Origin of the sequence: Paenibacillus sp. FSL M7-1046, assembly GCF_038007405.1 — a bacterium.
Taxonomy (GTDB): Bacteria; Bacillota; Bacilli; order Paenibacillales; family Paenibacillaceae; genus Paenibacillus_AQ.
In genome coordinates this window covers 2,187,602-2,214,052 of sequence record NZ_JBBOXB010000001.1, presented here as the reverse complement: position 1 = coordinate 2,214,052, position 26,451 = coordinate 2,187,602, and the positions used below count along the sequence as shown (strand labels likewise).

The following is a 26,451-nucleotide window of genomic DNA, read 5'->3' as shown; positions in this document are numbered from 1 at the left end:
GGGAGGCCGGTTTGCCCCCTGTCTGCGGCCCGTGGTAAAATTGAAGATGCCGAGTACTATTTGCCGGGATCTTAGAATACATTAAACCGAAAAAAAGCCTTCATCCTGGCGCATCCCTTGGACTTTACCGAAGCTGAGGGATGTTTTGTTTAAAGGATATGAGGAGCTGGGCTGTACGGACTTTACGGCTAACTTAGTAAGGGAGGAAACAAATTGCATTTTACGGAGGAAGAGCTGCGTGAGCAGGTAAGTAAGCTGGAGGGCTGGAAGCTGGAGCCGAATATGATGGTGCGCAAATATATGTTTAATGAATATATGAAGGGTATCGCCTTTGTGGATGAGGTGGCCGCGATCTCGGAAGCCTTCGATCATCATCCGCATATTACAATTGATTACAAAACGGTGATTCTGCGCTTGTCCGCAAAAGAAGAGAGCGGGCTTGCCGCGCTAGAGTTCCGCCAGGCGCATGAATTTAACGAAGCTTTCGATAAAACGCGTTAGGCGCAGGAGAAACCGACCTATCATAGGAATGGATATAAAAATGCCCGTGCAAGGATACTCTGAATATCCTTTGTACGGGCATTCTGTATTTTTAAGGTCAGGTTTATTTCTTCTCTGCAAGCCACATGGCGACATTCGCAATCTCTTCGGGAGCAAGCTTATCCTTGAAAGACGGCATTTGGCCGCGTCCTTTCGTAACAATGGTGTAGATTTCTTCTGCGTTATGCTGGGCGCCTTCCTGCTGCAGACTAGGGCCTAGACCGCCCTGTAGCTGATCACCGTGGCAGGTAATGCAGCTTGCCTGTACAATCGCTTCGGCGCTTGCGGTATCCAGTGTGACTTGCGGCATCGTCGGGTTATTTTCTTCGGCGACCTCTGCTTTGCCGGGCAATGTGAACAAGAGCACTACCGCAAAGGCACAGGCTGCGAAAAACAAACCGCCCATGATCCATTTCTGCATCTTCATCCGTCCCCTCCATGTAAGCTGCTTCCTACATTATATAGGATGGTGAAGCGTTATCATAGCATTTGTGTCAAAAAAGTGGACGATTTCAACACTAAAATTTTCAATTTAATGGAACGTTATGTTGTTTATCATAGACCATGCAATAAAATGGCTTATTTCCGGTTGGAGTAAGGCGTTCATAAGTATCCGTGATCGTGAAGCCGCATTTTTGGTATGTTCGGATCGCCCGCTGGTTCCAGGTCAATACTTCCAAATCAATCTCCCGCTCGGGATAACGCTTCAGCGCGGCCTGAACGATGGCTTCCATGAAAATGTGGCCAAGACCGTGTCCGCAAAGTTCGGGGCGCATTCCAATACCCAGCCTGACGACACCCTCCAGCGGAAACAACTGTGCAAAGCCGCAAAGGATGCCTTGCTCGTTGACCACGGAAACATACTGGTCTCTGCGTAGCTCTGGATCGCCAAATTCAATGCCAAGCGCCTCCATTTGGGACCAAGGCATCCATTCATAAATATTATAAGGCGCTTTGTAATTCCATGCGGCGATGTCTTCGGCATGGCTGATCTCCATGGGAACCACATGGAATGTAACGGGGGAGCTAATCATAAGGCCACCGGCCTCCTTTCATGGGGAGCAACAGCACTAGCTATACCTAATTATATCCATAACTGGCCTGATTCGACTCAGAAATTTTCTGAAAGGCGGAAACTTGACAAAGTGGTAAAAATATTTTATAAAATGGAGAAAATTTGAGGAGATTTATGTTTTGCGGATATTGAGAGGGGTAAGTTATTTTATAGACAAAAAAAACAGGCCCCCTCCAGATTTCGGCAAAAATCATGGAAGAGTGCCCGTTTTACGACAACTTATTGTACGTCATCATTGTCTTGGGAATCAGAAGTAACGGATTGGTAAGCATCTGTACTCATGATCCGTTTGGCGCCAACGTAGCGGTTGACGTAGTAGCTGTCACTCATCGTGCTGATGGTTACACCACGGGAGGATGAAGCATGTGCGAATTTGCCCTCACCGACATAAACGCCGACATGGGATACACCTTTACCGCTTGTATTATAAAATACAAGATCTCCCGCTCTCAGATCGTCCCGGGAAATGGCAGTACCCATTTGGTATTGGGAACCGGATTGGTGTGGCAGATTGATACCGATCTTATCAAAAACGTACATTGTAAATCCGGAGCAATCAAAGCCGTTGGTCGATACACCGCCGGATACGTATTTACTTCCGATGGCCTTGTCGATGACTTTATCCATTTTGGAATCCGCGAAAGCGCTTCCTGCTCCGATGGTAAGCATAATGGAAAAGCTTAGTACTGCTGCTGCTAGCTTCTTCTTCAAAAGTGAATACCCCTTCCAAATGCCTACGAGGTTAGCTTAAGGGTTCGGTTGAAGGTCCCCTATGACCCCTCTGTGAATAGGAGGTCAATTCACCCAAAATCGGTTCCCCCGTTTCCCTAATGGTTAGGGAACTCGGCACGACTGTTGATTAGGATTAGCTTGTTAACCAATACATGACAAAACCTTTGTAAAACCCGATTGAATAATTACAAAAATGTTACTAAAAACTCACTGCGATAATTGTAACAAAGACTTCGCCACTTGGCAATCACTTAAAACATATTAATGCATAATATTTGCACTTTTTAAGAGTTATTTTTGCTTTTAAGGTCTTATCTTTACGCGCTGAGTAAGCTTTATCTTAGATTTGTTGGGATTTTTAGTAAAAAGGTGTTTCACAGGCCTCAAATACGTGTAAAAGGTAGAATAAGGAAGACAAAAAGGAAAAACCCGGAAATGATTACGGCAATAATCAGTTTCCGGATCTCTATAAGTTACAATTATTTATTGGAGGATGAAATTCCTGAGGGATGTCAATCGTAAGCGATAGCTTTGTAAGCTGTTGTGCTCATTACTCGTTTGGCTCCAACGTAGCGGTTGGCCCAGTAGGATTGACTCATTGAACTGATAGTTACACCACGGGATGAAGAGGATTGGGCGAATTTTCCGTTGCCGACATAAATGCCGACATGGGAGACTCCATTGCCAAGGGTATTGAAGAATACCAGGTCGCCGGAACGGAGGTTATTCCGTGATACGGCGGTTCCAACGCTGAATTGTGCTTTGGAAGTGCGGGGCAAGGTAAGGCCAACATTCTTAAATACATATTTGGTGAATCCAGAACAATCAAAGCCGGCAGTGCTTATGCCTCCGGTTTTATACGTCGTTCCCAGTGTTTTTGTAATAACAGTATCCATTCTGGAGTCGGCGAAAGCGCTCCCTGCTCCAAGCGTGAACACCATCACCAGCCCTAATGCTGCTGCGGTGCATTTCTTCTTAAAATTATGACTTTTCAAAAGATGTACTCCTTCCAAGGCCTGCGAGGTTAGCTTAAGGATTCGGTAGAAGGTTCCCCTATGACCCCTCTAAAGCGAGATCAATTCACCCAAAATATGGTTCCCCCACTTCCCGGTGCCGGGAATTTGGCGTTTTATGCACCGAAACAGTGACGTATCGACAAGGTTAAATGCTTAAAGGCACATTCATTTACTTCAAATTAGTTTCAAAAGATTACAAAGTTGTTACTACTGGTACAGGCATCATTGTACCAGAGGATTTACAGTTTTGCAAATACCCTAAATCACGTTGTAACCAAAAGAAGAGTCCCGCCCTTTATCTGGGGCAGTGACTCTTCTATTATGCCAAGGGACTGGCGTAATTATTGTGGAAATGTTTTGCTGCACCAAAGGTGATACTGCCCCGCTATGCTCCACATTTTGAACAGCGTTGAGGGAAGCGGTGAAAATTGCCGGAACAGCAGTGCGGGCAGGCCTGGACAGAAGAGTGCGGTCACTCCGGAGAGCAGCAGCAGAAGCATTCCGCCAGCGCCGAACAGTGCAGATATACAGGTGGAAGGGAGGATTACCCTCAGGCCAACCAGCAAGGAAGAGAACATGCCTGTTCCTCCGGTGTAGCCAAACTGCATGTACAGCAGCAGAATGCGGATCAGGTAGGAGTACAGGAGCCAGGCCAGAACATAAGGAACCAGTCGCAGCAGCAGGGTATAATCGAGAATACCGCTGAGGAGAAGCCCGTACATTTTGGGGAGAAGCCAATACAGCGGCGCTGCAGCCAGAAGCCATTCCGCTAGACTGAACAACAGTACGGGGAGCCCGTAAAGCTTCATTCCGGGAAAAAAGAACATTCCCCGCTCCCCTTTGCGCTCCTGGTGCAGCTCATGCAGCAGCCCTGCACGGATAAAGGGGGAGCATAGCAGCCGTAGCGCTGAGAGGGCCAGCAGCAGCCAGAGCCAGCGCAGCACCCCGGGGTCTGTGCCCAGTGCAGTCTGTCCTTCGATATAATACAGCAATCTGCCTATTCCGCTGCCGCCGGCGTGTGTATCGGGGTAACGGAGCAGCACCGGGATGAGGGCTGACCTGACGAATCTGTACAGGAAATAGCCCCAAAGCAGCCGATAGATAAAAAGCAGAATCAGAATATAAAATTGCTCTTTCATGCTGTCCCAGCCGCGGGTTATCGATCTTTTCACAATCCTTCACCTCACCAGACAAGAGTTCCGAGCAGGGTTTCAAGCAGCTTCGTTGCACTAAGCGTCCAGCGGGAGAGCGTCTTTCGCTCCAGCTCCGCCAGTCTAAAATTGTTGAGATGCTTACTCTCCAGCAGAATGGAGTGCTCCGGATCAATCTCTGCGGACAAAAGAGGCGCTTTGTAGGCTAGCTGAAAGGTGGTTTCCTTCTCTGTCCCATTCCAAAACTGCTGGACAGTATAGCCATCCAGGAAGGTGAACTTTATAGGGACGTCACCATACTGATTTCCTTTATTGCTGACCGCTACTGAGCTTTCGTAACGGGCATTGTCATCGCCGCCCTCTTTTTTAGGGTCAGAGATTTTAATATGATCAATCGAAAAATCCGGAGAACCGCCGCTGTATACATATTGGTCGAAGTAGGCTTGCCAGGATTTTTTGGTCACCTTCTCCACGATTTTCTGGAAGTCAGCGGTAGAAGGATGCCGGAAGCGGAACTTACGGGTATAGGCCGCCATTATGGTATCCATCGTCTTGGTTCCGACCTGCTGTTCGATATCCTTCAGCACCAGCTTGCCGCGGATGTACACATTTCGGGCATAGGAATCAGCAGGAGTGTATTTCCAAGTTTCCAGGTCAAGCGGCTGGGAGGATGTCACCAGGCTGGCCTGCAGGACATGATTGGATGATACCCCATACTCCTGCTCCATCAGCCTGTCTTCGGCGTAGGAAGTGAAGCTTTCGTCCAGCCAGGCCTCCTCGAATTCATTGCTGGCTAACATCCCGTAGAAATATTGATGGCCGATCTCATGAATGACCGTGCGCTCCAGAGAGGTCCCCGGAGAAGCCTCGGCTGCGCCAAAAGCAGTAACCAGCGTGGGATATTCCATCCCGCCGGCGCCATTGCCCTCTTTGGGAGGTACGACGATGGATAATGTAGAGTAAGGATAAGGTCCGTACCATTTGCTGAAGTTGGTCAGGGCGGCCTTCGCTGCCTGGAAATAACGCTCCTGCAGATGTTTATGCAGCGGGTCCAGATAAAGCTTGATTCTCACGCCCGGTACATGGTCTGTAGAGAAAGCCTCCTCGGCTACCACAAAGTCCGGGGAAGCGGCCCAGGCGAAGTCATGCACATCATCCGCATAAAATTGGTACACCTTCTGATCCTGCTTCAGCTTGGCGCTCTTGACCGGGAACCCGCTTGCGCCAACGATATAATTAGGGGGGACGGAGATGGTTACATTGTAGATACCGAAATCGCTGTAAAATTCGGATGTTCCGTGATATTGGTGCAGATTCCAGCCTTCCTCTTGTACACCCCGGGTACCGGCAGGTTCATAGACGCTCAGTTTGGGAAACCATTGCCCGGCCATCACGAAATTGCCGGCGGAACCCATGCGGGCGAATATTTTGGGCAGCTTAACTTCAAACTGGACCTTAAGCGTTACGCTTTCCCCTCCGTTAACCGGCTGCGGGAGATGCACCTTTACGAGTGTCTTGTCATTGACATTGCCATCATCAGGCTGCACGTATTGCAGCCGCTGCATAAGCGAGACTCCCTCCGTAGTCCGGAGATCGGTCAGGGTCATGCTGCCAAATCCGTTCGCTGGCATGGCATCACCCCGGAGTTCGCCTCCAGATTCTTTCATAAACGTAGTATCTTCAGAAGCAAATGCGTTTGGATAAAGATGAAAGTAGAGTTCTTGTACCGGTTTTAGGCCGGGGTGAGTCCAGGTCACCGTCTCTGAGGCTCTTAGAGAGGTGGTGTCCGGCAGCAGCTGCACGTCGATATGATACTCCACTACCCGCTGGCTTAACGCCTTCGAGACCGGAAGGGGAGTGCTCTCGGGAAGAACGGGCTGCACAGCTTTGGGCTTAGGCAGGGCAGCGGGGGACTTGGCCTCTTTTTGAACAGCAGCAGTTAGAACGGCAGAGCTGTGCTCTGCACCATACCCTGAAAGGACCCCTATTCCCCCTCCCAGCAGAGTGAGGGCGGACAGGGCCGCAAAGACGATAATGTACCTTAATGACAGTGGCTTCATACTGTGATTCCTCCCGTGACAAGCATCTACGGGATGTATATGTTTGCATTCGCCGCATTATTAGCTAAAATTAAATTATTAGTGAAAGGAAAGGATGTGCACTTGTGGATAACATACAACCGGAGGGCAAGAAACAGATTGCCTTAAATATTGTGAATGCCAAGAGCAAACATAAAGGCTTCGGCGCAGGCTCCATTGATTTGAACAATGTATCGCCCGTTATTATTGACGGCGGTGAAGCAGTTATCGATATCGGTGCCATGCATGCCAAGAGTAAGGTAGAGAAGGGGATTAAGTTCTCCATGAACCGCGAGGATGTGCCGGCAGGCAGACAGGTCTGGGTTGTCTGGGTAGCTGTAGACCGTACGGCGGAGGGCCAGTTCTACGGGGGAATTACCGCTTGCGAGATGTGGATTGATACAGAAGCACGGCGCGGCTGGAAAATTCTTGCCGATCATGTGAACAAGCTGGATGCTGCTCTGAAGCGGAAGATTATTCTGGAGGGGCTCGGTACAGTGGAGAGAGCGGCGCTTAAATCACTGCTGATTTCTCATAATGAAGCTTGGTGGAATGCCTCTCCGGAAGAGCTGAAAGCGGCACTGTCGGAATAGGAGATGTCCCCCGCAACATACTTTGTTTCAAGCTAAAAGGCTTGGCCCTCCCGAAACGGGAAAGGCCAAGCCTTTTGAATGCTCATGAGGGATGAATCAAGATGTTTGTGTTCATTTATCTGCCTGCTGCATTGATCTTGCGCTTTAGCTGGCTGACTCTGGCCTGGCTGATGCCAAGAACCTCGGCAAGCTCCTTCTGGTTGGCATACGGATGGTCCGCGATGGCCTTCTCGAGACGCTGGCTCATTTCCTCTGTCTTTGTTCTCCGGCCGCCACGCAGTAATGCAGTGTTGTCTTCAACAGGACTTACCGGTTGCTCTGCCGCATCGGAAACAAGCCCGGGATCCCCCAGCTCTTTGAGGCAGCTGTTGCAAATAAACTGATCTTTAAAGTAAGTTACATGATCAAGACTTCTGCAAAAAGTGCATTCTGTAGAGGTGTACTTTCTGAGCACAATAATCTCTTCATTCAGAATGAAAAACTCGATAGGATCTCCAATGTCAATATTACGTGTCATGCGGATTTCTACGGGAACCACAATTCTACCAAGACTGTCTAAACTCCGGATCATGCCTGTATCTTTCATCTCATGTCCCTCATTTGCATCTTTATATTTTTGTGTGGATATCTATGATTATAACAGTAATTGTAAGTTAAGAGAACGGGGGAAGCGCATACATTTATAGGAATTTGGCGAATAAAGAGATGAAAAGCCTCTGCCTGCGGAGGTCCGCTAGCAGAGGCTGATTAGGGTTCATTATTTTTTACCCAATTCCGGGTTACCGAAACAGGCAGGGAGATCTTTAAACTCTGAAAGAGCTGGCCTGCTTATCATTTACCGAAACGTAAGGATTGTTCCTGAGATAGAAACGCCAGGGCAGCTCCGCATATTCTTCAGCATAGGGAATATTGATGCGGGGAGCCTGTACAATATCAAGAGTTTCGGGGCTTGCGCCCTGCTCCAGCCAGAGCGGCCCGCCCGGTACGTCCAGGCGGATTTCATTCAGGATTTTGTCGATCCGCAGCGCCCGGCAGAGCTTGCCCGGCCCGCCCGACAGGTCGGCTGGCTTCTTGACGGTTATGCCCCGGTAAGATACCATCCGCTCCGCATCGGCGGGAGTGAGCGGCTCCACCGCGCGGATCAATACCGCATGCGGATCATCTTGCGCGGCGGTAACCACATTGAGGCAGTGGTACATACCATATATGAGATATACATAGGCGGTGCCTCCGGAGCTGAACATCACTTCGGTTCTGGCGGTGCGGCGCCCGCCATAAGCATGGCTGCCTTTGTCTTCGGCGCCTCCGTAGCTTTCCGTTTCCACGATGCGGCAGCGTATGTCCCCGTCTTCCGTGCGCCGCACCAGATGCTGGCCAAGAAGAAGCGGCGCGGCCCTAAGCGCTGTATGCGCATAGATCTCCGGGGACAGAAGTGGAGAAGAAGGGAACGCTTCCCTGCCGCTGGCAGCGTTATTCGCATTCATAGATTGTTGGCACCTCTCCCTGGCGAAGCAGGGCTTAAAGCCTGTGCTTCTGCCGTTCATTGGTCCCATCGTAGCGCAGACGGGGCAATGGCTGCAACAAGGATCAGTTCATCCACCAGCGTTTAATGTCGCTCCACAAGGAATGTTCATCCTTGGCAGGCACTGCGTTGTCCTTTGATCCGCCGGATGGAGCGGTGTCTTCGCCTGCACCATGCTGGTCACAATATTCTGTAGGTTCTGTACCGCTGATGAAGGTTTCCAGCTCCTTCTCGGGGCAGGCGGCTGTGGCCAGCTTGCCGGATTGCGGGTTAATGTACACGCTGACTACGCCGTCGGGAATCGGAAAAGTTTTTGGCGGGACGTTTGCCAGCGCTTTTTCCGTGAACTCCGCAAAAATTGGCGCAGCCCGCCTTCCGTCAGACGTGGCGATTTCACGTCCTTTATCATAGCCCACCCAGACTGCGGTAGACAGCTCGGGGGTGAAGCCGACCATCCAGCCGTCGGTATCAGTGGTGCCGGTCTTGCCGGCCACGGGACGTTTGATAACGGAGGCAACACGATTTCCCGTTCCGCCGCTCTCAAATACACCTTCCATCAGACGGGTCAGCACATAGGCAGCTGCCGGCTCGACAACCTTTTGCCCCTGGCCCTGCGGAGCCTCATAGAGCAGATTGCCTTTGGAGTCGGTAATCTTGAGGATAGCCGTCACAGGCAGCTTAACCCCTCCGCCGCCAATCACCGCGAAGGCTGAGGCCATCTCCAGCGGACTGACCGGCGAGGTGCCGAGCGCTAGTGAGGGCACGCTTTGCAGCGGGCTATCGATACCCATATTAGCGGCCATTTCGGCGACTTTATCCGCCCCTACCTTCATAATGGTATTCACGGCATAAATGTTGTCAGAGGCAGCAATTGCCTGACGCATATTGATCTCTCCAAGATATTTGTCGCCAAAGTTACGGGGCTGATAGGTTTTGCGGTTATTGTCGTAATGGAACAGCGTCGGCTGGCTGTTAAAGACAGACAGTCCGGTCATCGTCTTGGACGAGAGTGCGGTCAAATACATAATTGGCTTAAAGGAAGATCCCGGCTGGCGCGTTGTGGCCAAGGCATGGTTGAACGGGTTGGTGCGGTAATTTGTGCCTCCGACCATCGCTTTGATATAACCGGTGCGGGGGTCGATGGAGACAAGGGCGGTCTCCAGCTCACTGCTGCCGTCCATTCCTTTATCGACAGCATCCTCTGCCGCCTGCTGCATATCGGAATCAAGGGTGGTATAGACTTTCAGCCCGCCCTGGTCCAGCTCATCGCTGCTGATATGGAGGGTGTCGATGACAAGACTGCGCACATAATCGCGAAAATAAGGTGCGGCTACAGTGGTGTCCTTCTGACCCTGAGGTTTGAATTTCAAGCCTTCCCGGGCTGCCGTCTGGGCTTCCGCATCGGTAATATCGCCTAAATTGGCCATCGCGGACAAAATGATGCCTTGCCGCTTCTTGGCATTCTCCATATGCGTATACGGCGAATAGTAGGTCGGGCCTTTGGGAATCCCGGCAAGCATGGCGCTCTCGGCCAGATCCAAATCCGCCGCAGCTTTGCCAAAATACATTCGTGCAGCCGCTTCAATGCCGTAGGCTCCATGTCCGTAATAGATTTCATTTAAATACATGTTCAGGATTTCGTCTTTACTAAACTTCATCTCAAGCTGCATCGTATATAAAGCTTCCTTCGCCTTACGGGTCCAGGTCTTCTCATGGGTCAGGTAAAGATTGCGCGCAAGCTGCTGGGTCAAGGTGCTGGCCCCCTGCGTGCGTTTGCCCGCCTCCAGATTGACGAGTACAGCCCGGGCCATACCTTTTAGATCAAAGCCGGAGTGGTCGTAGAACTTACGGTCCTCCACGGCCAGTGTTGCCTGTATGAGCAGCGGAGAAATCTCTTCCAGCTTTACAGGGTCCCGGCTGCGCCCATCGTTGGTGAAGGTGGCCAGCACATTGCCCCGGGAATCGAGCAGCTTGGAGCGGATATCATCTCCGATCGGAGGAAGGTCTTTCTGATATAGATAGCCGATCAATGCCCCGGAAGCGAGCAGCAACAGTACGGTCATGACGGCCAGCAGCCGGAACAGCCCGCGGAAGCGGTGTTTCTTTGCCTTGGGTTTATCAGAATCGCGCGGCATGGCATCAGGCTCCTTCTTTATAAATATCTAAATTATAGGAAGCGACAGCTGTATTCTTTTTTCCTCATTAATTTTCATTATGGGGAAGGATGGGATCAGATATTCAGAAGACCTGTACTTTGCCTCAAAAGAGACAAGAGGGGGCCGTTTGAAGAACGGTGACCAAATTGTCTTCTTTTTGTGATTTTCTCTGGTGGATCGAGCAGCGGCGGGGGAGTATAACAGAGTAGTGTTTACTGAAATGGGTATATATCTTACAGGAGGTGTTCTCATGAATTGGACCCATAAAATACACCACACGGCTTTAACGCTCCTCTCGGCGGGCCTTTTGGCGGTTTCCGGCTGGGGAGCATCCGCTTCACCGGCGCAGGCAGCGGCAGCACCGGCACCTGCCTGCGGCAGCGGCGATCAAGGGTTATTGCAGGAACTGCAGGCGAAACTGAGCAGCACCCAAAGCGCACCGCCCAGCTTTAACGATCTCCAGTTTCTGAGCGCAGATACAGGCCGGGCGGCAGGAAACGGCTTTATGATCGGTACGTCGGATGGCGGCTGTCACTTTCAGGAGATCTACAAGGGACAATGGAACTTCCGCCAAATGGATTTCCCGGACAACGTCAAAGGTTGGGCGCTGGCATCAGTTCAAGATGGATCAGCGGTCTATCTGATTACAACCTCTGACGGAGGCTCTACCTGGAAGAGACTTTCGGACAAGGCGGTAACTTTTGAGCGAATCGATTTTACAGACAGGATGCACGGCTTTGGGTACAACCGGACTTCTACCTACTACACTGCGGACGGCGGCCTTAGCTGGAGCAAGATCTCAACACCGGCCAACACGAGCGGTGCAGAGTTCAGCAGCCGCAGTAACGGTTGGGCAGTTGTAACTGCACCGGGTTCCGGCTACCGGATCATGAAGACTACGGATGGCGGCTCCACTTGGAAGCTTAGCCTGAAGTCCGCTTTTGACTATCCTGAATCAGGACGAATCTATGCGAAGGGTGATCAAGTATACGCCTTGCTATACGGGGGGAGCGGTATGTCGCAGACCTCTTATTCACTGTATGCCAGCGGTAATAAGGGCAACAGCTGGCGCAGAGTAATTGCCGAGGATTCGGCTGGGGGCGGACCTGCGCCGGGCAGCGGCGCCGAGCCGCTCAAGACTGGACCTGCTTCCGGCAAACCGGGCAACATGCAGCTGATCGGCAACAGCACCGCTTTTCTGTTCGGCTTCTCTCCGGCGGGAGAGAAGGTAGCCGTTGGCAGGACCTATAACAGCGGCAAGCAGTGGTCAAATCAGCCGGCCATTCCTGGAGTTGACGGAATGATATCCTTTAGCGGCAGCAAAGCGGGCTGGATGGCCATGAAAGGCGTCAATAGTTCCTCCCTGTACGCTACGGAAGACGGCGGTACCACCTGGAAGCTGAAATTGACTTTTAAAGGAACAGAATAATTATCCGGCAGGGGACCGCATGGTCCTGCACGGATGGCGGCTCCTCTGGGGCCGCTTTTTGCATTGCGGACATCTAGTTACTACCCCGGGAAAGTGTGTTTTTTTCGCCGGTATGGTAAAATTTTATGTACTTTCTAAGGAAGGCGCCCGGCGTGTGAAAGGGTTGCTTATCCAAACAATCTTGAATAACCATTAGGAGGACTTCCAATATGGCTTTTCGCGTATCTGCTGTGCAATACCATCTGCATACGATCTCTTCATTTGAGGAGTTTTCCGCTCAATGCGAGCACTACCTAAAGACAGCGGAGGAGTATAGCGCCGACTTCATCCTGTTTCCCGAATTTTTGACGACGCAGCTAATGTCCATAGGTGATGAACAGGGTAAGGCCCTGGGAATTAACGACCTGCCGCAGTTTACCGGCCGCTACCGGGAAATGTTCTCTGGTTATGCCCGGAAGTACGGTGTACATATTATTGGCGGAACCCACGTACTGCGCAGAAATGGCAAGCTGTACAATGTGGCGCATCTCTTTTATCCGGACGGAAGAATTGCCGAGCAGGCCAAGCTGCACATTACACCTGCGGAAGTCGAAGGCTGGAATATGGGGGCGGGAGAAGGGCTGGAGGTATTCCAGACCGACAAAGGCACCATCGCTATGCTGACCTGCTATGACATTGAATTTCCGGAAATTGTGCGCATGGCCAGAGCCAAAGGTGCAGACGTGATTTTCTGTCCATCCTGTACGGATGACCGCCATGGATTCCACCGGGTAAGATATACGAGCCACGCCCGCGCGATTGAGAATCAGATCTATGTGGTGCTGACGGGGACCGTAGGCTCCTTGCCCACTGTCGACCTGATGCGCGCCAATTTCGGCCAGGCAGCGGTCATTACGCCGAATGATATTCCTTTTCCGCCGCAAGGTCTGCTTGCCGAAGGTGAAATTAATGACGATATGATCATTACCGCCGATCTGGATCTGGAGCTGCTGTACAGTGTGCGCGAGAAAGGTTCTGTAACGACGTGGCGGGACCGCAGGACAGATCTCTACACAGATTGGAAGTAAGGAGTGGAGCACGGTATGTACTACAAAACCTTTTATGCTTTTGACGGAAAAATCCCGGTGCCTGCGGTTATCCGCCAGTATACCGAAGACGATTTTGCCGAGCTGATCACCATTCAGTCCGAAGCATTTCCGCCGCCTTATCCTGCTGAATTATGGTGGAACCGGGAGCAGCTGCTGAATCATGTGACGCTTTTTCCGGAAGGCGCGCTCGCTGTGGAAGTGAACGGGGAACTGGCTGGCTCAGTGACAGGGCTGAAAATCAATTTTGAGCCGGAGGGTGAAGGGCTTCATCATACGTGGTCGGAGGTTACAGCAGACGGTTATATTACCACGCATCAGCCGGATGGAAATACGCTGTATATCGCCGATTTATGCGTACGTCCCAAATACCGCAAGCTGGGTCTCGGCAAGGAACTGGTGCAGTCGCTGTATCACGTTGTGGTGGAGCAGAAGCTGGAGCGGCTACTGGGAGCGGGAAGAATGCCCGGCTATCATCTGCAGGCTTCCCGGATGCCGGCGGAGAAGTATCTGGCCGAAGTGGTCGCCGGCACACTAACTGATCCTGTGATTACCTTCCTGCTGCGCTGCGGGCGGACGCCGGTCGGGGTCGTAGCCGATTATCTGGATGATGAAGAATCGGGCAATTTCGCTGCACTGATGGAATGGCGCAACCCCTTTGTTTCACGTGTATGAAGTCGTAGTGAATTCATAACCGGATGGAGGAGGAAATGGAATATGGAATATATAAGAATCACCGATATTGGGGACCCGTTGTTCAGACAAGTGCATCAATTGCTGGCAGAGGTGTTCCCGCCGGAGGAAGTGCTGGAGTACAGCTTGTGGAAAGCGCCGCTTGAAGAGCCCGGGATTCGCGTATTTGCCGCCGTCCATGATGGAGCTGTGGTGGGCACAACGGAATACCGTTATTATCCGGACTGGAATGTGGCAATGACCGACTTCACCATCATTGGCCGGGAGGGTCTGGGGATCGGGCGTTTTCTGGCCCGGAACCGGCTGAAAGACCTGAACAAGCTTGCTGCGGATAGCGGCAAAATGCTGTATGGTATGTTCGCAGAAATCTACGATCCTTACCGGGCCAGGCATCATGAGTTTGGAGGCGTTAAGCCAATGGATCCGTTTGTACGCCGGGAGGTGCTGTCGCACTTAGGCTATAAACGTCTTGATTTTCCTTATGTACATCCCTCATGGATGGGCAACGGGGAAGCGGTAACCGGACTGGATCTTTGTTTCATGCCCGCAGATGAGGAGCAGGACCGGCTGGATGCATCTTTGGTTGCCGATTTCCTGACCCGCTATTATGCTGTGCTGGAGGATAAGCCTGAGGCCTGGCTATCCATGGTGGAAGTTCTGCGTGCCCAGGATAAGCTTGAATTGCGTCCGCTTTAATTATTCTTCATGGCGAATTAGCCATTGAATTGCTCTCTTGAACTGGATATAGTGTACAATGGGAAAGCGAATATGACTTTGATTAAATATAAGAAAGAATAAGCGAGGAACACGTGATGGCTGAAGTACAGTCCGACAAATACGGTGTTTCTGTGACACTGGAAAGCCTGCAGGACGGGCAGCGAAATGTTGTAAAAGCAGCCGGAGAAGTTACTGCCAGAGGGCCGCAGCTATATATCCGTTATGAAGAGTCCAGTCAGGGCCCGCAGGGCGAGGCTGTTTCCGTCCGCACCACCATAAAGATTTCAGACAGCGAGCTGAAGCTGATCCGTCACGGCGGAATCCAGTCCGAGCAGTCTTTTGCGCCGGGGCGCCGCCTGCCGGGATTCTACCGTTCCCCTTACACACAGTTCAATCTCTCTACAGAAACGCGGAAGCTGGATATGGTCCGGAACGGGCGGTCGCTGACGGCTTCATGGGAATATGATCTGTACGTTTACGAGGAGTTATCAGGACAGTTCGCGATCAGTTTGCATATACAGGAGGAACCACAATCATGACACAAAGTTCAAATCCGCTTCAGCTTGCCAATGAACGGGTGAAAGAAGCCATCGCCGATGCAGTTGTTGCCGCAGGCCTGGTGACCAGAGAAGAGCTTCCCGCTATCGTGCTGGAAGTGCCGAAGGACAAAGCGCATGGCGATCTGGCAACCAACGCCGCGATGCAGCTTACCAAGATTGCGAAGCGCAATCCGCGCCAGATCGCTGAGGCGATTATTGAGCACCTGGACACAGGTCGTGCTTCTATTGAAAAAGCAGAAATTGCCGGACCGGGATTCATCAACTTTACTTTGTCCAAGAGCTACCTTTATCCGGTAATCGCTCTTGCCCACGAGCAGGGTGACAACTACGGCCGCATAGATGTTGGCCAAGGGCAGAAGGTTGAAGTGGAATTCGTCAGCGCGAATCCTACCGGCAGCCTGCACCTGGGGCATGCCCGCGGTGCTGCTGTCGGCGACGCGCTCTGCAACGTGCTGGATTATGCCGGCTACAAAGTAACCCGTGAGTACTATATCAACGACGCCGGCAACCAGGTGGCCAATCTGTGCAAGTCGATTGAGACCCGCTACCTGCAGGAACTGGGTCAGCCGGCCGAAATGCCGGAGGACGGCTATCATGGCGAAGACATCAAGGGATTTGCCAAAGAGCTTGTGGCTGAGAAGGGGGATTCCCTGCTTGCGATGACTCCGGGGGACCGTGCCGCTTTCTTCCGCACTTACGGCCTGACCAAGGAGCTGGACAAAATCAAACGCGACCTCGGCCGCTTCCGCGTCAACTTCGACATCTGGTTCAGCGAAACCTCGCTGTATGAGAATGGACAGGTCCTGCGTTCACTCGATGAGCTGCGCGACCGCGGAGAGGTATATGAGCTGGACGGGGCAACCTGGCTGCAGACGACCAAATACGGCGACGACAAGGACCGCGTACTGATCAAGAACGATGGAACCTATACCTATCTCACGCCTGATATTGCTTACCACAGCGATAAATATAGCCGCGGCTACGATAAAATGATCAATATCTGGGGCGCTGACCATCACGGCTACATTCCGCGGATGAAGGCGGCGATGTCGGCCCTTGGCAACGATTCGGAGAAGCTTGTGGTGCTGATTGCCCAAATGGTCAGTCTGTTCCAGAACGGCGAAAAGGTCAAAATGTCGAAACGTACCGGCAAAGCGGTTACGATGGAAGACTTGATGGAAGAAGTCGGCCTCGACGCGATCCGTTATTTCTTCACGATGCGCAGCATGGATTCGCATCTGGACTTCGATATGGACCTGGCAATTTCCACGTCCAATGAAAATCCTGTATTCTACGTCCAATACGCGCATGCGCGGATCTGCAGCATTTTCCGCCAGGCGGAAGAGCAGGGCATCACATTGCCGGATTACGCCGATATCGATTATACGAAGCTGACGGCAGCTCATGAATATGACCTGCTCCGCAAAATCGGCGAATTACCGGCGGAGATTGCCATTGCTGCCGAAGGTTATGCACCGCACCGCCTGATCCGCTATGTCTACGATCTGGCTGCGCTGTTCCACAGCTATTACAAAGCCGAGCGCGTGATCACCGAGGATGCCGCACAGACCGTGGCCCGTCTCGCCCTGCTGGGCGCTGCGCGCACGACGATTGCCAACGTGCTGCGCCTTGTGGGTGTCACTGCGCCTGACCGCATGTAGCTGCAGCTTGCGCCAGCAAACTTAAAAGCTCCGCCTTCCGGTGAAAGGAAGGCGGAGCTTTTTGCGTGAGGCAGTACCGGCGCCGCCGGGTCCTGCCTTGAATAACCCCGGACCGGGAACCGCCCGCAATCTGGGCGGCCCCCGGTCCGGGCTGGTTGCAGGCCCCCGTGCCGGAGGGGCCTGCTGCTGCGCGCCGCCGCAGAGCGCCGCGGCGGCAGCTGCCGCCCGTTGCCTACGCCTTCGCGGCGGCGGCAACGGGCTTAGCCCGTGCGCCCGCCCGCAGCAGGCGCAGGGCATCGGCCGCGCCGCCGCCCAGGGAAGCGCGGCGCTGGCCCTTGCGCAGCCGCACCGGCGAAGCCGTGCGGCGCAGCAGCAGCTTCAGCTCGCGCGGCGTAAGCGACGGCCGCAGCGCGAGCAGCAGTGCAGCGGCACCGGTGACATGCGAGGTCGCCATGGAGGTGCCGCTCATCTCTTTGTAGCCCTCCCTCAGCCAGCAGGAGGGCACGCTTTCGCCTGGTCCGTACACATCGATGTACGGACCGCGGTTGCTGAAGGCCGCTACGCGGTGCCTTCTGTCCAGGGCGCCGACGGCGATCGTCTCGGGGTAGCGGGCGGGATAGTCCCCGCCCCGTTTGCCGTCATTGCCGGAGGAAGCGATGATGGCGATCCCGGCCCGATAGGCCTTGATTACCACATCATGAAGTGCTTTGCTTCTTGTTTTCATCCCGAAGCTCATATTGATAATGTCGATCTTGTTCTGTACACACCAGTCGATCCCAAGGACAATATCCGATACATAGGCGGAGCCGCTGTGGTCAAAGGCTTTGACCGGATACACCAGTGCGCGCGGGGCTACGCCCATCATTCCGCGCGTGCCGCCCGCTGCGGCCAGTGTACCGGCAATATGAGTGCCATGCCCGTTATCATCGAGCGGCAGCATGCCGCGGTGCAGCAGATTCACACCGGAGGCCAGGGAATGCTTCAAATCGGGATGGCGGTAATCGGCCCCCGTGTCAATAACGCCTATTTTTACATGCACTCCGGTTGATTTGGACCAGGCCTGGGGAGCATGTATCGCCTTCACCCCCCATGGCATGACGGCGGTTCCGCTCTTGTCCGGGGACACGGAGTGGACCTGTATCCGCAGGTCATTTTCAATACGCAGCAAATCGGAGAATTTATCCATCAGTCTTTCTGCACCCGCAGCAGGCAGAAAGAAGGCCCGAATCAGCGGGGAAACCTGAACCTGCCGCAGCCCGGGCCGCTTTTTCTTCAGCGCCTTCCACTGTGACAGCGCTCCGGCATACTGGCGGGCATCGTTGAAGGTAACAATTCGCCGCTCAGTAGTATTTTTGGGGGCAGCCGATATCTCATCAAGCAGCATCTGCCAAAATCCGTAATAGTCCATAAGTTATACGCCGTCCCCTCCTCGGTGCCGTGCTGCCATATTGTATGAAAGAAGGCGGACGTCCGAATGGGAACTTGCCCTTTTTTAGCGAAATGGGCTGCCCATCGTGTCAAAAGGCGGCGCTTCACATAAAATAAACGGAAGAGATCTAAACCTCTCTTTGCAACATCCCGTAAGGAGCCGATCCTTGGCGTGGATACAGTCATGCGCGGAGGAATTTCCTCCGCCTTTTTAGCAAATTAGAAGTATAAGCTTGGTGCTGTACTTTCTCCATATCTGCTGTACAAAAGCGGCTTTGCGTACTTTTCAACAAAGACGGCTTAGCACAGGTTTCCTGGCGTTGGGACAGCCGGGTACATATGATCAGATCGAATTGCTTTGTTCGTGCCCGTGCAGCAGTGGCTGAGACATCCGAAAGCGCTTCAAACCTTCCGGAACGCCAGAAACAAATCTCCACACCAGGACCGCAAAGCGAATCTTCCGGCCTCTCACCGCAATTGACTTGCAATTTGCTGGCAAATAGGTTTTACTTAGGTTTGTTAATGGATATGATAAATTAAGCATGATTTGTAATGTGAACAATGCGTGAGAGGAAGTGTCCTTTAGTGAGTACGCCACTCAATTTAAAGCTGGACCCTGAGAAAGTTAAAGAAATACCGATGGTGGACCTGGCTTTCCTGGTGCTTAAAGCAGCCAACACACCTTTTTATTACCGTGACCTGATGGTTGAAGTAGCCAAGCTGCGCGGTATGACCGAGCAAGAAAGCCAAGATACTATTGCCCAGTTATATACCGAGATTAACATTGACGGGCGTTTTGCCTGTGTCGGAACCAACCTGTGGGGGCTGAAACGCTGGTACCCTCTGGAACGCTCCGATGATCCTGTCGGTAATACCAAACGCGTTCGTATCATCAACGATGAAGACGACGATTTGGAAGATGATGATTTTGCCGAAGAAGAAGAGAACTATGCTGCTGAGGAAGAGGACTTCGACGTTATCGACGAAGATCGCGACGACCTCTATTCAGACGACGACAGCGAAGAAGAAGTTGACGAGGATGTTGTCATTGATGAAGATGACATTGACGAAGACGAAGTGGATGAAGATGATTCCGAAGACGGCGAAGGCGAAGATGCCGACGAGGACGAGAACGACGGATTTTAGAATAGTACGCTAGGGCAGAATTCCTCCCTTGACATGGGTAGGACCGTCAGAGTAAACTATTGCATGGGCTTATAATGAACGTTAATATTATTTTCTAAAATAAAAAGTGCCCCGGCTCTACGGGTGTCACTTTTTTGTTTTTTTAGATGGTTTTTCCGTGATTGGATGATTGCATCCCTGTTTTTTGGGGGTGGTGGAAGTAACTTTTAAGTTCCCCGTTTTGATGATGGAAAAAAGGGTTACGATAAACAAAAGCGTCGCCTGAATTTCTGGACTTTATTTAGGAGGGTTTTACAGTGACAAAGTATATTTTTGTAACGGGTGGCGTTGTGTCTTCCCTGGGCAAGGGCATCACCGCTGCTTCGCTGGGCAGGCTGCTCAAGAACAGAGGTCTGAAGGTGACGATCCAGAAATTTGATCCTTATATCAATGTAGACCCTGGAACTATGAGTCCTTATCAGCACGGGGAAGTATTTGTCACCGATGATGGTGCGGAGACTGACCTCGATCTTGGACACTACGAACGGTTTATTGATATCAATCTGTCAAAGAACAGCAATGTGACGACAGGTAAAATTTATTCCTCCGTAATCAGCAAAGAACGGCGCGGGGAATATTTGGGCGGCACGGTTCAGGTTATTCCTCACATCACGAATGAAATCAAGGAACGGGTATACCGCGCCGGCCGCGAGACTGGTTCTGATGTAGTTATTACCGAAATCGGCGGTACTGTGGGCGACATTGAGAGCCTGCCGTTCCTGGAAGCTATCCGTCAGATTAAGGGTGATATTGGCCGGGAAAATGTAATGTATATCCACGTAACCTTGATTCCTTATATTAAGGCTGCGGGTGAAGTAAAGACAAAGCCGACACAACATAGTGTCAAGGAGCTGCGCAGCATTGGGATTCAGCCGAATGTGATCGTATGCCGTACGGAATATCCGCTTTCTGAAGACATGAAGGCCAAAATTGCCTTGTTCTGTGACATCGACGCCAATGCAGTAGTTGAGTGCCGTGATGCTTCCACGCTGTATGAGGTTCCGCTTAACCTGCGTGATGAAGGTCTGGATGAGATTGTGGTTAATCATTTGAAGCTGACTACACCTGCGCCGGATATGCGTGAATGGGAAAGCATGCTGGAGCGGATCCAGAAGCTGGAACACACCGTGGAGATCGCTATTGTCGGCAAGTACGTTGCTTTGCATGATGCATATCTGAGTGTGGTGGAGTCGCTTTCGCATGCAGGTTTCGCAGCCAATGCGGAAGTGAAGCTCCGCTGGGTGGATGCCGAGATGGTGACCGACGAGAATGTGGACGAACTGCTTGGCGGAGTAGGCGGCATTCTGGTGCCAGGCGGCTTCGGCGACCGGGGGATTGAAGGTAAAATCTCCGCAATCCGTTATGCCCGTGAGCAATTGATCCCGTTCTTCGGGATTTGCCTGGGAATGCAGGTTTCCGTTATCGAATACGGCCGTTCCGTGTTGGGACTGGCAGGGGCGAACAGTTCGGAGATTGATCCGACTACATCGCATCCGCTGATTGATCTGCTCCCTGAGCAGAAGGATATCGAAGATATGGGCGGCACCATGCGTCTTGGACTGTATCCTTGCAAGCTTTTGCCGGATTCACTGGCTATGTCCTGCTATGATGATGAACTGGTCTATGAACGCCACCGTCATCGGTATGAGTTCAATAACGCCTACCGCGACGAAATTGAAAAAGCGGGTCTCGTGATCTCCGGGACTTCACCTGATGGACGTCTGGTGGAAATTGTGGAGCTTCCGGGTCATCCTTGGTTCCTGTCGGTACAATTCCATCCGGAATTCACTTCCCGTCCGAACCGTCCGCAGCCGCTCTTCCGTGAATTTGTCAAAGCTTCGCTGACTCATTCCGAACAGCTGTAGTTCATATGTCAAACCGGCCTTCACGGGCCTTTGAAAGCCTCCATCTGGAGGCTTTCTTCAAAATATAAGAATTTATATGTTTCACGCTATAAATTATCCTTCTATTTCTCGCTGAAACGGATACCGTCCTTTTGAGGACGGTGAAGCCGTTTCCGCTTGAAATATAGGACAGTTATAGGTTGTGCACTATACTTTTTCCTTCATTTCTGCAAAAACGGATGTCGTCCTTCGTTAAGGACGGCAAAGCCGTTTTTTTTGGTTACAAGGGTTTGTATACCTTTTCTGCTGTTGAGAAATTTAATTTTTATAGTTTTGAATTTACCATTCCCGGATAGTCAGTGTTTAACCATTATATGGATTGTATTTACCCATTTTATCCAATTAGCAGGATTTTGGCTGTAAAGCACGAATTATAGGTTTCGTATAGACTAAGTTGTAGTGGGCCGTTAGCTGTGCGGAGCGCGGTATAGTCAATCTGCCTTAAATCTGGGAGGGTATGATATGGAAAAGAAGAAAGTATTAATTGTCGACGATCAGAACGGAATCCGGATTCTTCTCATGGAAGTCTTTAATAGCGAAGGGTATACCACTTTTCAAGCAGCTAACGGAAAATTGGCACTGGACATTGTTCGTAGTGAATCCCCAGACTTGGTTCTGCTTGATATGAAGATTCCGGGAATGGACGGACTCGAAATCCTGAAGCATTTGAAGGAAATCAATCCGGCCATAAAGGTGATTATGATGACTGCCTACGGAGAGCTGGATATGATTAAGGAAGCGACGAAACTCGGAGCACTGATGCACTTTACCAAACCTTTTGACATTGATGAGATGCGGGTAGCCGTGAACATGCATCTTAACAGCAAGTCGATAGACCAGTGCAGCTAGTGTTGGAATAGGCAGTTTGGGATGCTCCTGAAATGGACAATCTAAAAAGGATGAGTTCCGCTGGGATATGGGCTGGATGAATATCGTCCCACCGGGACATTTTTTTGTGTACCCTATTTAGTATTTAACACAGGATGTGCTATAATAAGCCTGTATGTGATGTCGGCTTATATATAAGCAACCAACATTCTTAGGAGGATTGAAACCATGCCATTAGTATCTATGACAGACATGTTAAACAAAGCACTTGAAGGAAAATATGCAGTAGGCCAGTTCAACATCAACAACCTGGAGTGGACTCAAGCGATTCTTGGTGCCGCAGAAGAAGAGAAATCACCGGTTATCCTTGGTGTATCCGAAGGCGCAGCTCGTCACATGGGCGGATTCTACACTGTTGTAAAGATGGTTGAAGGTCTTGTTCATGACATGAAAATCACCGTTCCTGTAGCGATTCACCTGGATCACGGTTCTAGCTTTGACAAATGTAAGGAAGCCATTGATGCCGGATTTACTTCCGTAATGATCGACGGTTCCCACCACCCAATCAGCGAAAACATTGAAATGACTAAAAAAGTCGTTGACTATGCACACGCTAAAGGTGTTTCGGTAGAAGCCGAAGTAGGTACAGTTGGCGGACAAGAAGATGACGTTATCGGCGGCATTCAATATGCTGACCTGAACGAATGCGTAAGCATCGTTAAAGAAACCGGCATCGACACTTTGGCTCCAGCACTTGGTTCCGTACACGGTCCTTACCATGGCGAGCCTAACCTCGGATTCAAAGAAATGGAAGAAATCCGCAACGCGGTTAAACTTCCACTGGTTCTGCACGGTGGTACAGGTATCCCTGAGCACGATATCAAGAAATCGATCTCCCTGGGTACTTCCAAAATCAACGTAAACACTGAGAACCAAATCGCATTTGCTAAAGTAGTTCGCGAAGTTCTTGCTGCTAAACCTGATGCTTACGATCCACGTACATTTATCGCACCAGGCCGCGATGCCATCAAACAAACCGTTATTGGCAAAATCCGCGAGTTCGGATCCAGCAACAAAGCGTAATTTATTTCCGCCCTTAGCGGACGAGCTACCCTTGTTAAGAGTGCTCTTTCCTTTGTGCATCTGCACAGATTAATATCTTTATGCACCGGGACAGGTTATTTAACGCTGTCCAGTTGAATAGTTTGATATGGAAAGCACACCGCTTAGCCGGTGTCTTTCCATTTTATTCACCAAAAATGCCACAGCAGGTATTGCCGGATAAGTTGCAATACACGTAGGGGGAACCAGATAAATCTATGGAAAAATTAATGATTGGCGGTGGACGTCCGCTAGAGGGCGTTGTAACCATCAGCGGAGCGAAGAATAGCGCAATTGCGCTTATTCCTGCGGCGATTTTAGCCGAATCTGAAGTTGTTCTGGATAATTTGCCCTCCCTTAGTGATGTGGCTGTTTACTCTGAAATTCTGGAAGAGCTTGGTGCGACTGTATCGTGGTCAGGCAACCAGATGAGAATTGATCCCTCCCGTATCGTCTCCATTCCAATGCCTAACGGCCCCGTTAAGAAATTGCGGGCTTCATATTATATGATGGGAGCGCTTCTTGGAAGATTCAAAGAAGCGACAATTGGTCTTCCCGGCGGCTGTAATTTTGAACCCCGCCCAATTGACCAGCACATTAAAGGTTTTGAGGCGCTGGGAGCGACCGTGACCAATGATCATGGTTCGATTCATCTTTATGCCAAGGAACTGCGCGGTGCGAAAATTTATCTGGATGTATCCAGCGTTGGAGCGACCATTAACATTATGCTTGCGGCTTCACGGGCCAAAGGCTCTACAATTATTGAAAATGCGGCTAAAGAGCCTGAGATTATAGATGTAGCTACCCTATTAAACTCTATGGGCGCAGTTATTAAAGGCGCCGGTACCGAAACCATCCGGATCGAAGGCGTTACGGAGATGCATGGCTGCCGTCATTCCATCATTCCCGACCGGATTCAAGCTGGGACATATATGATTGCTGCTGCAGCAACGCGCGGCAACGTGTTAATAGATAACGTTATCCCCAAACATTTGGAGGCTTTGACCGCCAAACTGCTGGAGATGGGCGTAGAAATTGAAGAACTGGACGAAAGCATTCGTGTGATCGGCAGAGCCCGATATGAGCATGTCGATGTTAAGGCTTTGGTATACCCCGGTTTTGCCACCGATCTTCAATCCCCGATGACAAGTATATTGACCCAGGCTGAGGGAGTTAGCGTCCTTAGCGATTTTGTCTACAGCAACCGGTTTAAGCATGTGCCGGAACTCGTGCGGATGGGCGCAAAGATCCGCGTAGAAGGGCGATCAGCTATTATTGAAGGCGGCAAGCTTAACGCTGCTAAAGTAAAGGCTGCCGATTTGCGCGCCGGTGCGGCGCTGGTCATTGCCGGACTGACTGTTCAGGAAGGCATTACCGAGGTCACGGGTGTGGAATATATTGACCGCGGATATGATAATCTTGTTAGCAATCTGCGCAATTTGGGTGCCGAGGTCTGGCGCGAGAACGAATAGAAATTGAGGTTGCCCGAGGAATTGGGAGGAGTAATATTTGCCTCTAAACTGCATATCTCCTTCCAATTTGGGTAATCCTATCCTAATGAGCAATTTAATAGACTCATATTTTGCCCGAACTCATACAAAAATTGAATAGGTGGTTATTACATGGATCTTCAAATTTCCGATCTGGAAGAAATGAAGCTGACCGATCTGTATAAGCTGGCTAAGAAATACCAGATTCCCTACTACGGAACGCTCAAGAAACGGGAACTGATCTTTGCGATTCTTCGTGCACAGGCGGAGCAAAGCGGGCTCATGTTCATGGAAGGCGTACTGGAGATTTTGCCTGAAGGCTATGGTTTCCTGAGGCCGATTAACTATTTGCCCAGCGCGGAAGATATTTATATCTCGGCTTCGCAAATTCGCAAATTTGATTTAAGAAGCGGCGATCTTGTTTCCGGGAAATGCCGCACACCGAAAGAAAATGAACGTTACTTTGGATTGCTTCAAGTAAATGCCGTGAATGGCGAGAATCCTGCCAGTGCAGCGGAGCGCTTGCATTTCCCGGCGCTGACACCTCTTTATCCGCAAGACAAGCTGCCGCTCGAAACATCCCCTACTCATTTATCTACCCGAATAATGGATTTGCTTGCTCCTGTAGGTTTAGGGCAGCGCGGTTTGATTGTAGCACCTCCCAAAGCAGGAAAAACGCTCCTTCTGAAAGAAATTGCCAACAGTATATCCACTAATAATCCCGAGATTGAACTGTTTGTATTGCTGATTGATGAACGTCCCGAAGAAGTAACTGATATGCAGCGCTCTGTAAAAGGCGAAGTGGTTGCATCCACATTTGACGAGCTTCCGGAGAATCATATTAAGGTAGCTGAGCTTGTCCTGCAGCGGGCACTGCGTTTGGTTGAGCATAAAAAAGATGTTGTTATTCTGCTGGATAGCATTACCCGGTTGGCACGCGCCTATAACCTTGTGGTTCCTCCATCCGGCCGGACACTTAGCGGGGGGATAGATCCTGCGGCGTTCCACCGTCCGAAGCGGTTCTTTGGTTCTGCGCGGAATGTAGAAGAAGGCGGAAGTCTGACGATCCTTGCAACAGCACTGATTGATACCGGATCGCGTATGGATGATATCATTTATGAGGAATTTAAAGGTACGGGCAACATGGAGCTGCATTTGGACCGCAAGCTGGCGGAACGCCGTATCTTCCCGGCAATCGACATCCGCCGTTCAGGCACACGCCGCGAAGAGGTGCTGCTGAGCAAGGAAGAACTCGATACCATTTGGGCGATCCGCAAAAATATGAACGAGTCGTACGATTTTGTAGAGGGATTCATCAAAAAGCTGCGTGACACCAAGACTAATGCTGAATTCCTGGCGTCTTTTGATGTGGCCGGAAGCAAAGAGGGTTCATCGGCAAGCGGTACAGCCAGCAATGGCGGAACTTCCAATAGCGGTTCGTCGGCGCGCCGGACAACACGGCCCAAGACACCTACTGTCCCTACAACCTGAGAATTGATATAAGAGG

The 26,451-nt window shown here is 51.0% G+C and carries 24 protein-coding genes and 2 riboswitches; of the genes, 14 read left to right on the top strand and 10 right to left on the bottom strand.

Features of this window, described 5'->3' with window-relative positions; all coding sequences use genetic code 11:
• The first annotated feature begins 213 nt into the window (after window positions 1–213).
• On the top strand, window positions 214–501 hold the full coding sequence (locus NYE29_RS09545; protein WP_038584508.1) for a 4a-hydroxytetrahydrobiopterin dehydratase: 288 nt from the start codon (window positions 214–216) through the stop codon (window positions 499–501).
• Window positions 502–604: 103 nt separating this feature from the next.
• Here the strand turns inward: NYE29_RS09545 and NYE29_RS09540 are convergent, their stop codons facing one another.
• The 6 genes from NYE29_RS09540 to NYE29_RS09515 all read right to left on the bottom strand — a co-directional run bounded on the left by NYE29_RS09540 (window position 605) and on the right by NYE29_RS09515 (window position 6,574).
• A complete protein-coding gene (locus NYE29_RS09540) occupies window positions 605–961 on the bottom strand; it encodes a c-type cytochrome (protein ID WP_076114096.1) in 357 nt (118 codons plus the stop codon).
• Between the two features lie 106 nt (window positions 962–1,067).
• Complete coding sequence (locus NYE29_RS09535) at window positions 1,068–1,574, bottom strand: GNAT family N-acetyltransferase (RefSeq protein ID WP_076114082.1); 507 nt, start codon at window positions 1,572–1,574, stop codon at window positions 1,068–1,070.
• 260 nt (window positions 1,575–1,834) lie between these two features.
• Window positions 1,835–2,326: a C40 family peptidase gene (locus NYE29_RS09530; protein WP_076114083.1), complete on the bottom strand. Its 492-nt coding sequence runs from the start codon at window positions 2,324–2,326 to the stop codon at window positions 1,835–1,837.
• 5 nt (window positions 2,327–2,331) lie between these two features.
• Window positions 2,332–2,474, bottom strand: a riboswitch (cyclic di-AMP (ydaO/yuaA leader).
• A 385-nt stretch (window positions 2,475–2,859) separates the two neighbouring features.
• Window positions 2,860–3,288, bottom strand: coding sequence for a C40 family peptidase (locus tag NYE29_RS09525; RefSeq protein ID WP_052092407.1), 429 nt, complete (start codon window positions 3,286–3,288; stop codon window positions 2,860–2,862).
• Between the two features lie 57 nt (window positions 3,289–3,345).
• Window positions 3,346–3,484, bottom strand: a riboswitch (cyclic di-AMP (ydaO/yuaA leader).
• Window positions 3,485–3,704: 220 nt separating this feature from the next.
• A complete protein-coding gene (locus NYE29_RS09520) occupies window positions 3,705–4,535 on the bottom strand; it encodes a hypothetical protein (RefSeq protein ID WP_340895640.1) in 831 nt (276 codons plus the stop codon).
• 11 nt (window positions 4,536–4,546) lie between these two features.
• Window positions 4,547–6,574 (bottom strand): M1 family metallopeptidase, encoded by a 2,028-nt coding sequence (locus tag NYE29_RS09515; protein ID WP_340895638.1) that lies wholly within the window; start codon window positions 6,572–6,574, stop codon window positions 4,547–4,549.
• Between the two features lie 104 nt (window positions 6,575–6,678).
• On the opposite strand from NYE29_RS09515, the gene NYE29_RS09510 reads away from it, so the two are divergent.
• Entirely contained in the window at window positions 6,679–7,185 is a 507-nt protein-coding gene (locus tag NYE29_RS09510; protein WP_340895636.1) for a YwhD family protein, read from the top strand.
• Window positions 7,186–7,300: 115 nt separating this feature from the next.
• On the opposite strand, the gene NYE29_RS09505 is transcribed toward NYE29_RS09510, so the two are convergent.
• The 3 genes from NYE29_RS09505 to NYE29_RS09495 all read right to left on the bottom strand — a co-directional run bounded on the left by NYE29_RS09505 (window position 7,301) and on the right by NYE29_RS09495 (window position 10,842).
• Complete coding sequence (locus NYE29_RS09505; protein ID WP_038584528.1) at window positions 7,301–7,771, bottom strand: AbrB/MazE/SpoVT family DNA-binding domain-containing protein; 471 nt, start codon at window positions 7,769–7,771, stop codon at window positions 7,301–7,303.
• Between the two features lie 217 nt (window positions 7,772–7,988).
• On the bottom strand, window positions 7,989–8,669 hold the full coding sequence (locus tag NYE29_RS09500) for a DNA-3-methyladenine glycosylase (protein WP_083675927.1): 681 nt from the start codon (window positions 8,667–8,669) through the stop codon (window positions 7,989–7,991).
• Window positions 8,670–8,772: 103 nt separating this feature from the next.
• Entirely contained in the window at window positions 8,773–10,842 is a 2,070-nt protein-coding gene (locus tag NYE29_RS09495) for a transglycosylase domain-containing protein (protein ID WP_340895631.1), read from the bottom strand.
• A 271-nt stretch (window positions 10,843–11,113) separates the two neighbouring features.
• Here NYE29_RS09495 and NYE29_RS09490 point away from each other — a divergent pair, with 271 nt between their 5' ends.
• The 6 genes from NYE29_RS09490 to argS all read left to right on the top strand — a co-directional run bounded on the left by NYE29_RS09490 (window position 11,114) and on the right by argS (window position 17,008).
• Window positions 11,114–12,292, top strand: a complete 1,179-nt coding sequence (locus NYE29_RS09490; protein ID WP_340895629.1) for a hypothetical protein — start codon at window positions 11,114–11,116, stop codon at window positions 12,290–12,292.
• Window positions 12,293–12,501: 209 nt separating this feature from the next.
• Complete coding sequence (locus tag NYE29_RS09485; RefSeq protein WP_076114090.1) at window positions 12,502–13,359, top strand: carbon-nitrogen hydrolase family protein; 858 nt, start codon at window positions 12,502–12,504, stop codon at window positions 13,357–13,359.
• Between the two features lie 15 nt (window positions 13,360–13,374).
• The gene (locus NYE29_RS09480; RefSeq protein WP_076114091.1) at window positions 13,375–14,052 is read left to right on the top strand and encodes a GNAT family N-acetyltransferase; all 678 of its coding nucleotides are present in this window, start codon (window positions 13,375–13,377) and stop codon (window positions 14,050–14,052) included.
• 42 nt (window positions 14,053–14,094) lie between these two features.
• Window positions 14,095–14,766 carry a GNAT family acetyltransferase gene (locus NYE29_RS09475; RefSeq protein WP_076114092.1) on the top strand — a complete coding sequence of 224 codons (672 nt, stop codon included), beginning with the start codon at window positions 14,095–14,097 and terminating at the stop codon, window positions 14,764–14,766.
• A 116-nt stretch (window positions 14,767–14,882) separates the two neighbouring features.
• Window positions 14,883–15,326, top strand: a complete 444-nt coding sequence (locus NYE29_RS09470) for a DUF1934 domain-containing protein (RefSeq protein ID WP_076114093.1) — start codon at window positions 14,883–14,885, stop codon at window positions 15,324–15,326.
• Window positions 15,323–17,008, top strand: coding sequence for an arginine--tRNA ligase (gene argS / locus NYE29_RS09465; protein ID WP_076114094.1), 1,686 nt, complete (start codon window positions 15,323–15,325; stop codon window positions 17,006–17,008). Before NYE29_RS09470 ends, argS begins: the two co-directional genes overlap by 4 nt.
• A 232-nt stretch (window positions 17,009–17,240) precedes the next feature.
• Here the strand turns inward: argS and NYE29_RS09460 are convergent, their stop codons facing one another.
• Window positions 17,241–18,416, bottom strand: a complete 1,176-nt coding sequence (locus NYE29_RS09460) for a S8 family peptidase (protein WP_340895625.1) — start codon at window positions 18,414–18,416, stop codon at window positions 17,241–17,243.
• Between the two features lie 605 nt (window positions 18,417–19,021).
• Here NYE29_RS09460 and rpoE point away from each other — a divergent pair.
• The 6 genes from rpoE (at window position 19,022) to rho (ending at window position 26,435) form a co-directional block, all read left to right on the top strand.
• Window positions 19,022–19,582 (top strand): DNA-directed RNA polymerase subunit delta, encoded by a 561-nt coding sequence (rpoE, locus tag NYE29_RS09455; protein WP_340895624.1) that lies wholly within the window; start codon window positions 19,022–19,024, stop codon window positions 19,580–19,582.
• Window positions 19,583–19,878: 296 nt separating this feature from the next.
• On the top strand, window positions 19,879–21,486 hold the full coding sequence (locus tag NYE29_RS09450; RefSeq protein ID WP_340895621.1) for a CTP synthase: 1,608 nt from the start codon (window positions 19,879–19,881) through the stop codon (window positions 21,484–21,486).
• A 501-nt stretch (window positions 21,487–21,987) separates the two neighbouring features.
• Window positions 21,988–22,374, top strand: coding sequence for a response regulator (locus NYE29_RS09445; RefSeq protein ID WP_038584563.1), 387 nt, complete (start codon window positions 21,988–21,990; stop codon window positions 22,372–22,374).
• A gap of 207 nt (window positions 22,375–22,581) precedes the next feature.
• Window positions 22,582–23,436: a class II fructose-1,6-bisphosphate aldolase gene (gene fba / locus NYE29_RS09440; protein ID WP_038584566.1), complete on the top strand. Its 855-nt coding sequence runs from the start codon at window positions 22,582–22,584 to the stop codon at window positions 23,434–23,436.
• 236 nt (window positions 23,437–23,672) lie between these two features.
• Window positions 23,673–24,926, top strand: coding sequence for a UDP-N-acetylglucosamine 1-carboxyvinyltransferase (locus NYE29_RS09435; RefSeq protein WP_038584569.1), 1,254 nt, complete (start codon window positions 23,673–23,675; stop codon window positions 24,924–24,926).
• A 150-nt stretch (window positions 24,927–25,076) separates the two neighbouring features.
• On the top strand, window positions 25,077–26,435 hold the full coding sequence (gene rho / locus NYE29_RS09430; protein ID WP_038584572.1) for a transcription termination factor Rho: 1,359 nt from the start codon (window positions 25,077–25,079) through the stop codon (window positions 26,433–26,435).
• The last annotated feature ends 16 nt before the right edge of the window (window positions 26,436–26,451 follow it).

Bases quoted from the DNA above. Each gene is read 5' to 3' on its own strand.
- NYE29_RS09480 (WP_076114091.1), top strand. From the start codon at position 13,375: ATGTACTACAAAACCTTTTATGCTTTTGACGGAAAAATCCCGGTGCCT.
- NYE29_RS09540 (WP_076114096.1), bottom strand. From the start codon at position 961: ATGCAGAAATGGATCATGGGCGGTTTGTTTTTCGCAGCCTGTGCCTTT.
- argS (WP_076114094.1), top strand. From the start codon at position 15,323: ATGACACAAAGTTCAAATCCGCTTCAGCTTGCCAATGAACGGGTGAAA.
- NYE29_RS09470 (WP_076114093.1), top strand. From the start codon at position 14,883: ATGGCTGAAGTACAGTCCGACAAATACGGTGTTTCTGTGACACTGGAA.
- rho (WP_038584572.1), top strand. From the start codon at position 25,077: ATGGATCTTCAAATTTCCGATCTGGAAGAAATGAAGCTGACCGATCTG.
- NYE29_RS09505 (WP_038584528.1), bottom strand. From the start codon at position 7,771: ATGAAAGATACAGGCATGATCCGGAGTTTAGACAGTCTTGGTAGAATT.
- NYE29_RS09445 (WP_038584563.1), top strand. From the start codon at position 21,988: ATGGAAAAGAAGAAAGTATTAATTGTCGACGATCAGAACGGAATCCGG.
- NYE29_RS09525 (WP_052092407.1), bottom strand. From the start codon at position 3,288: ATGGTGTTCACGCTTGGAGCAGGGAGCGCTTTCGCCGACTCCAGAATG.
- NYE29_RS09485 (WP_076114090.1), top strand. From the start codon at position 12,502: ATGGCTTTTCGCGTATCTGCTGTGCAATACCATCTGCATACGATCTCT.
- fba (WP_038584566.1), top strand. From the start codon at position 22,582: ATGCCATTAGTATCTATGACAGACATGTTAAACAAAGCACTTGAAGGA.
- NYE29_RS09460 (WP_340895625.1), bottom strand. From the start codon at position 18,416: ATGGACTATTACGGATTTTGGCAGATGCTGCTTGATGAGATATCGGCT.
- NYE29_RS09495 (WP_340895631.1), bottom strand. From the start codon at position 10,842: ATGCCGCGCGATTCTGATAAACCCAAGGCAAAGAAACACCGCTTCCGC.
- NYE29_RS09435 (WP_038584569.1), top strand. From the start codon at position 23,673: ATGGAAAAATTAATGATTGGCGGTGGACGTCCGCTAGAGGGCGTTGTA.
- NYE29_RS09535 (WP_076114082.1), bottom strand. From the start codon at position 1,574: ATGATTAGCTCCCCCGTTACATTCCATGTGGTTCCCATGGAGATCAGC.
- NYE29_RS09490 (WP_340895629.1), top strand. From the start codon at position 11,114: ATGAATTGGACCCATAAAATACACCACACGGCTTTAACGCTCCTCTCG.
- NYE29_RS09515 (WP_340895638.1), bottom strand. From the start codon at position 6,574: ATGAAGCCACTGTCATTAAGGTACATTATCGTCTTTGCGGCCCTGTCC.
- NYE29_RS09500 (WP_083675927.1), bottom strand. From the start codon at position 8,669: ATGAATGCGAATAACGCTGCCAGCGGCAGGGAAGCGTTCCCTTCTTCT.
- NYE29_RS09475 (WP_076114092.1), top strand. From the start codon at position 14,095: ATGGAATATATAAGAATCACCGATATTGGGGACCCGTTGTTCAGACAA.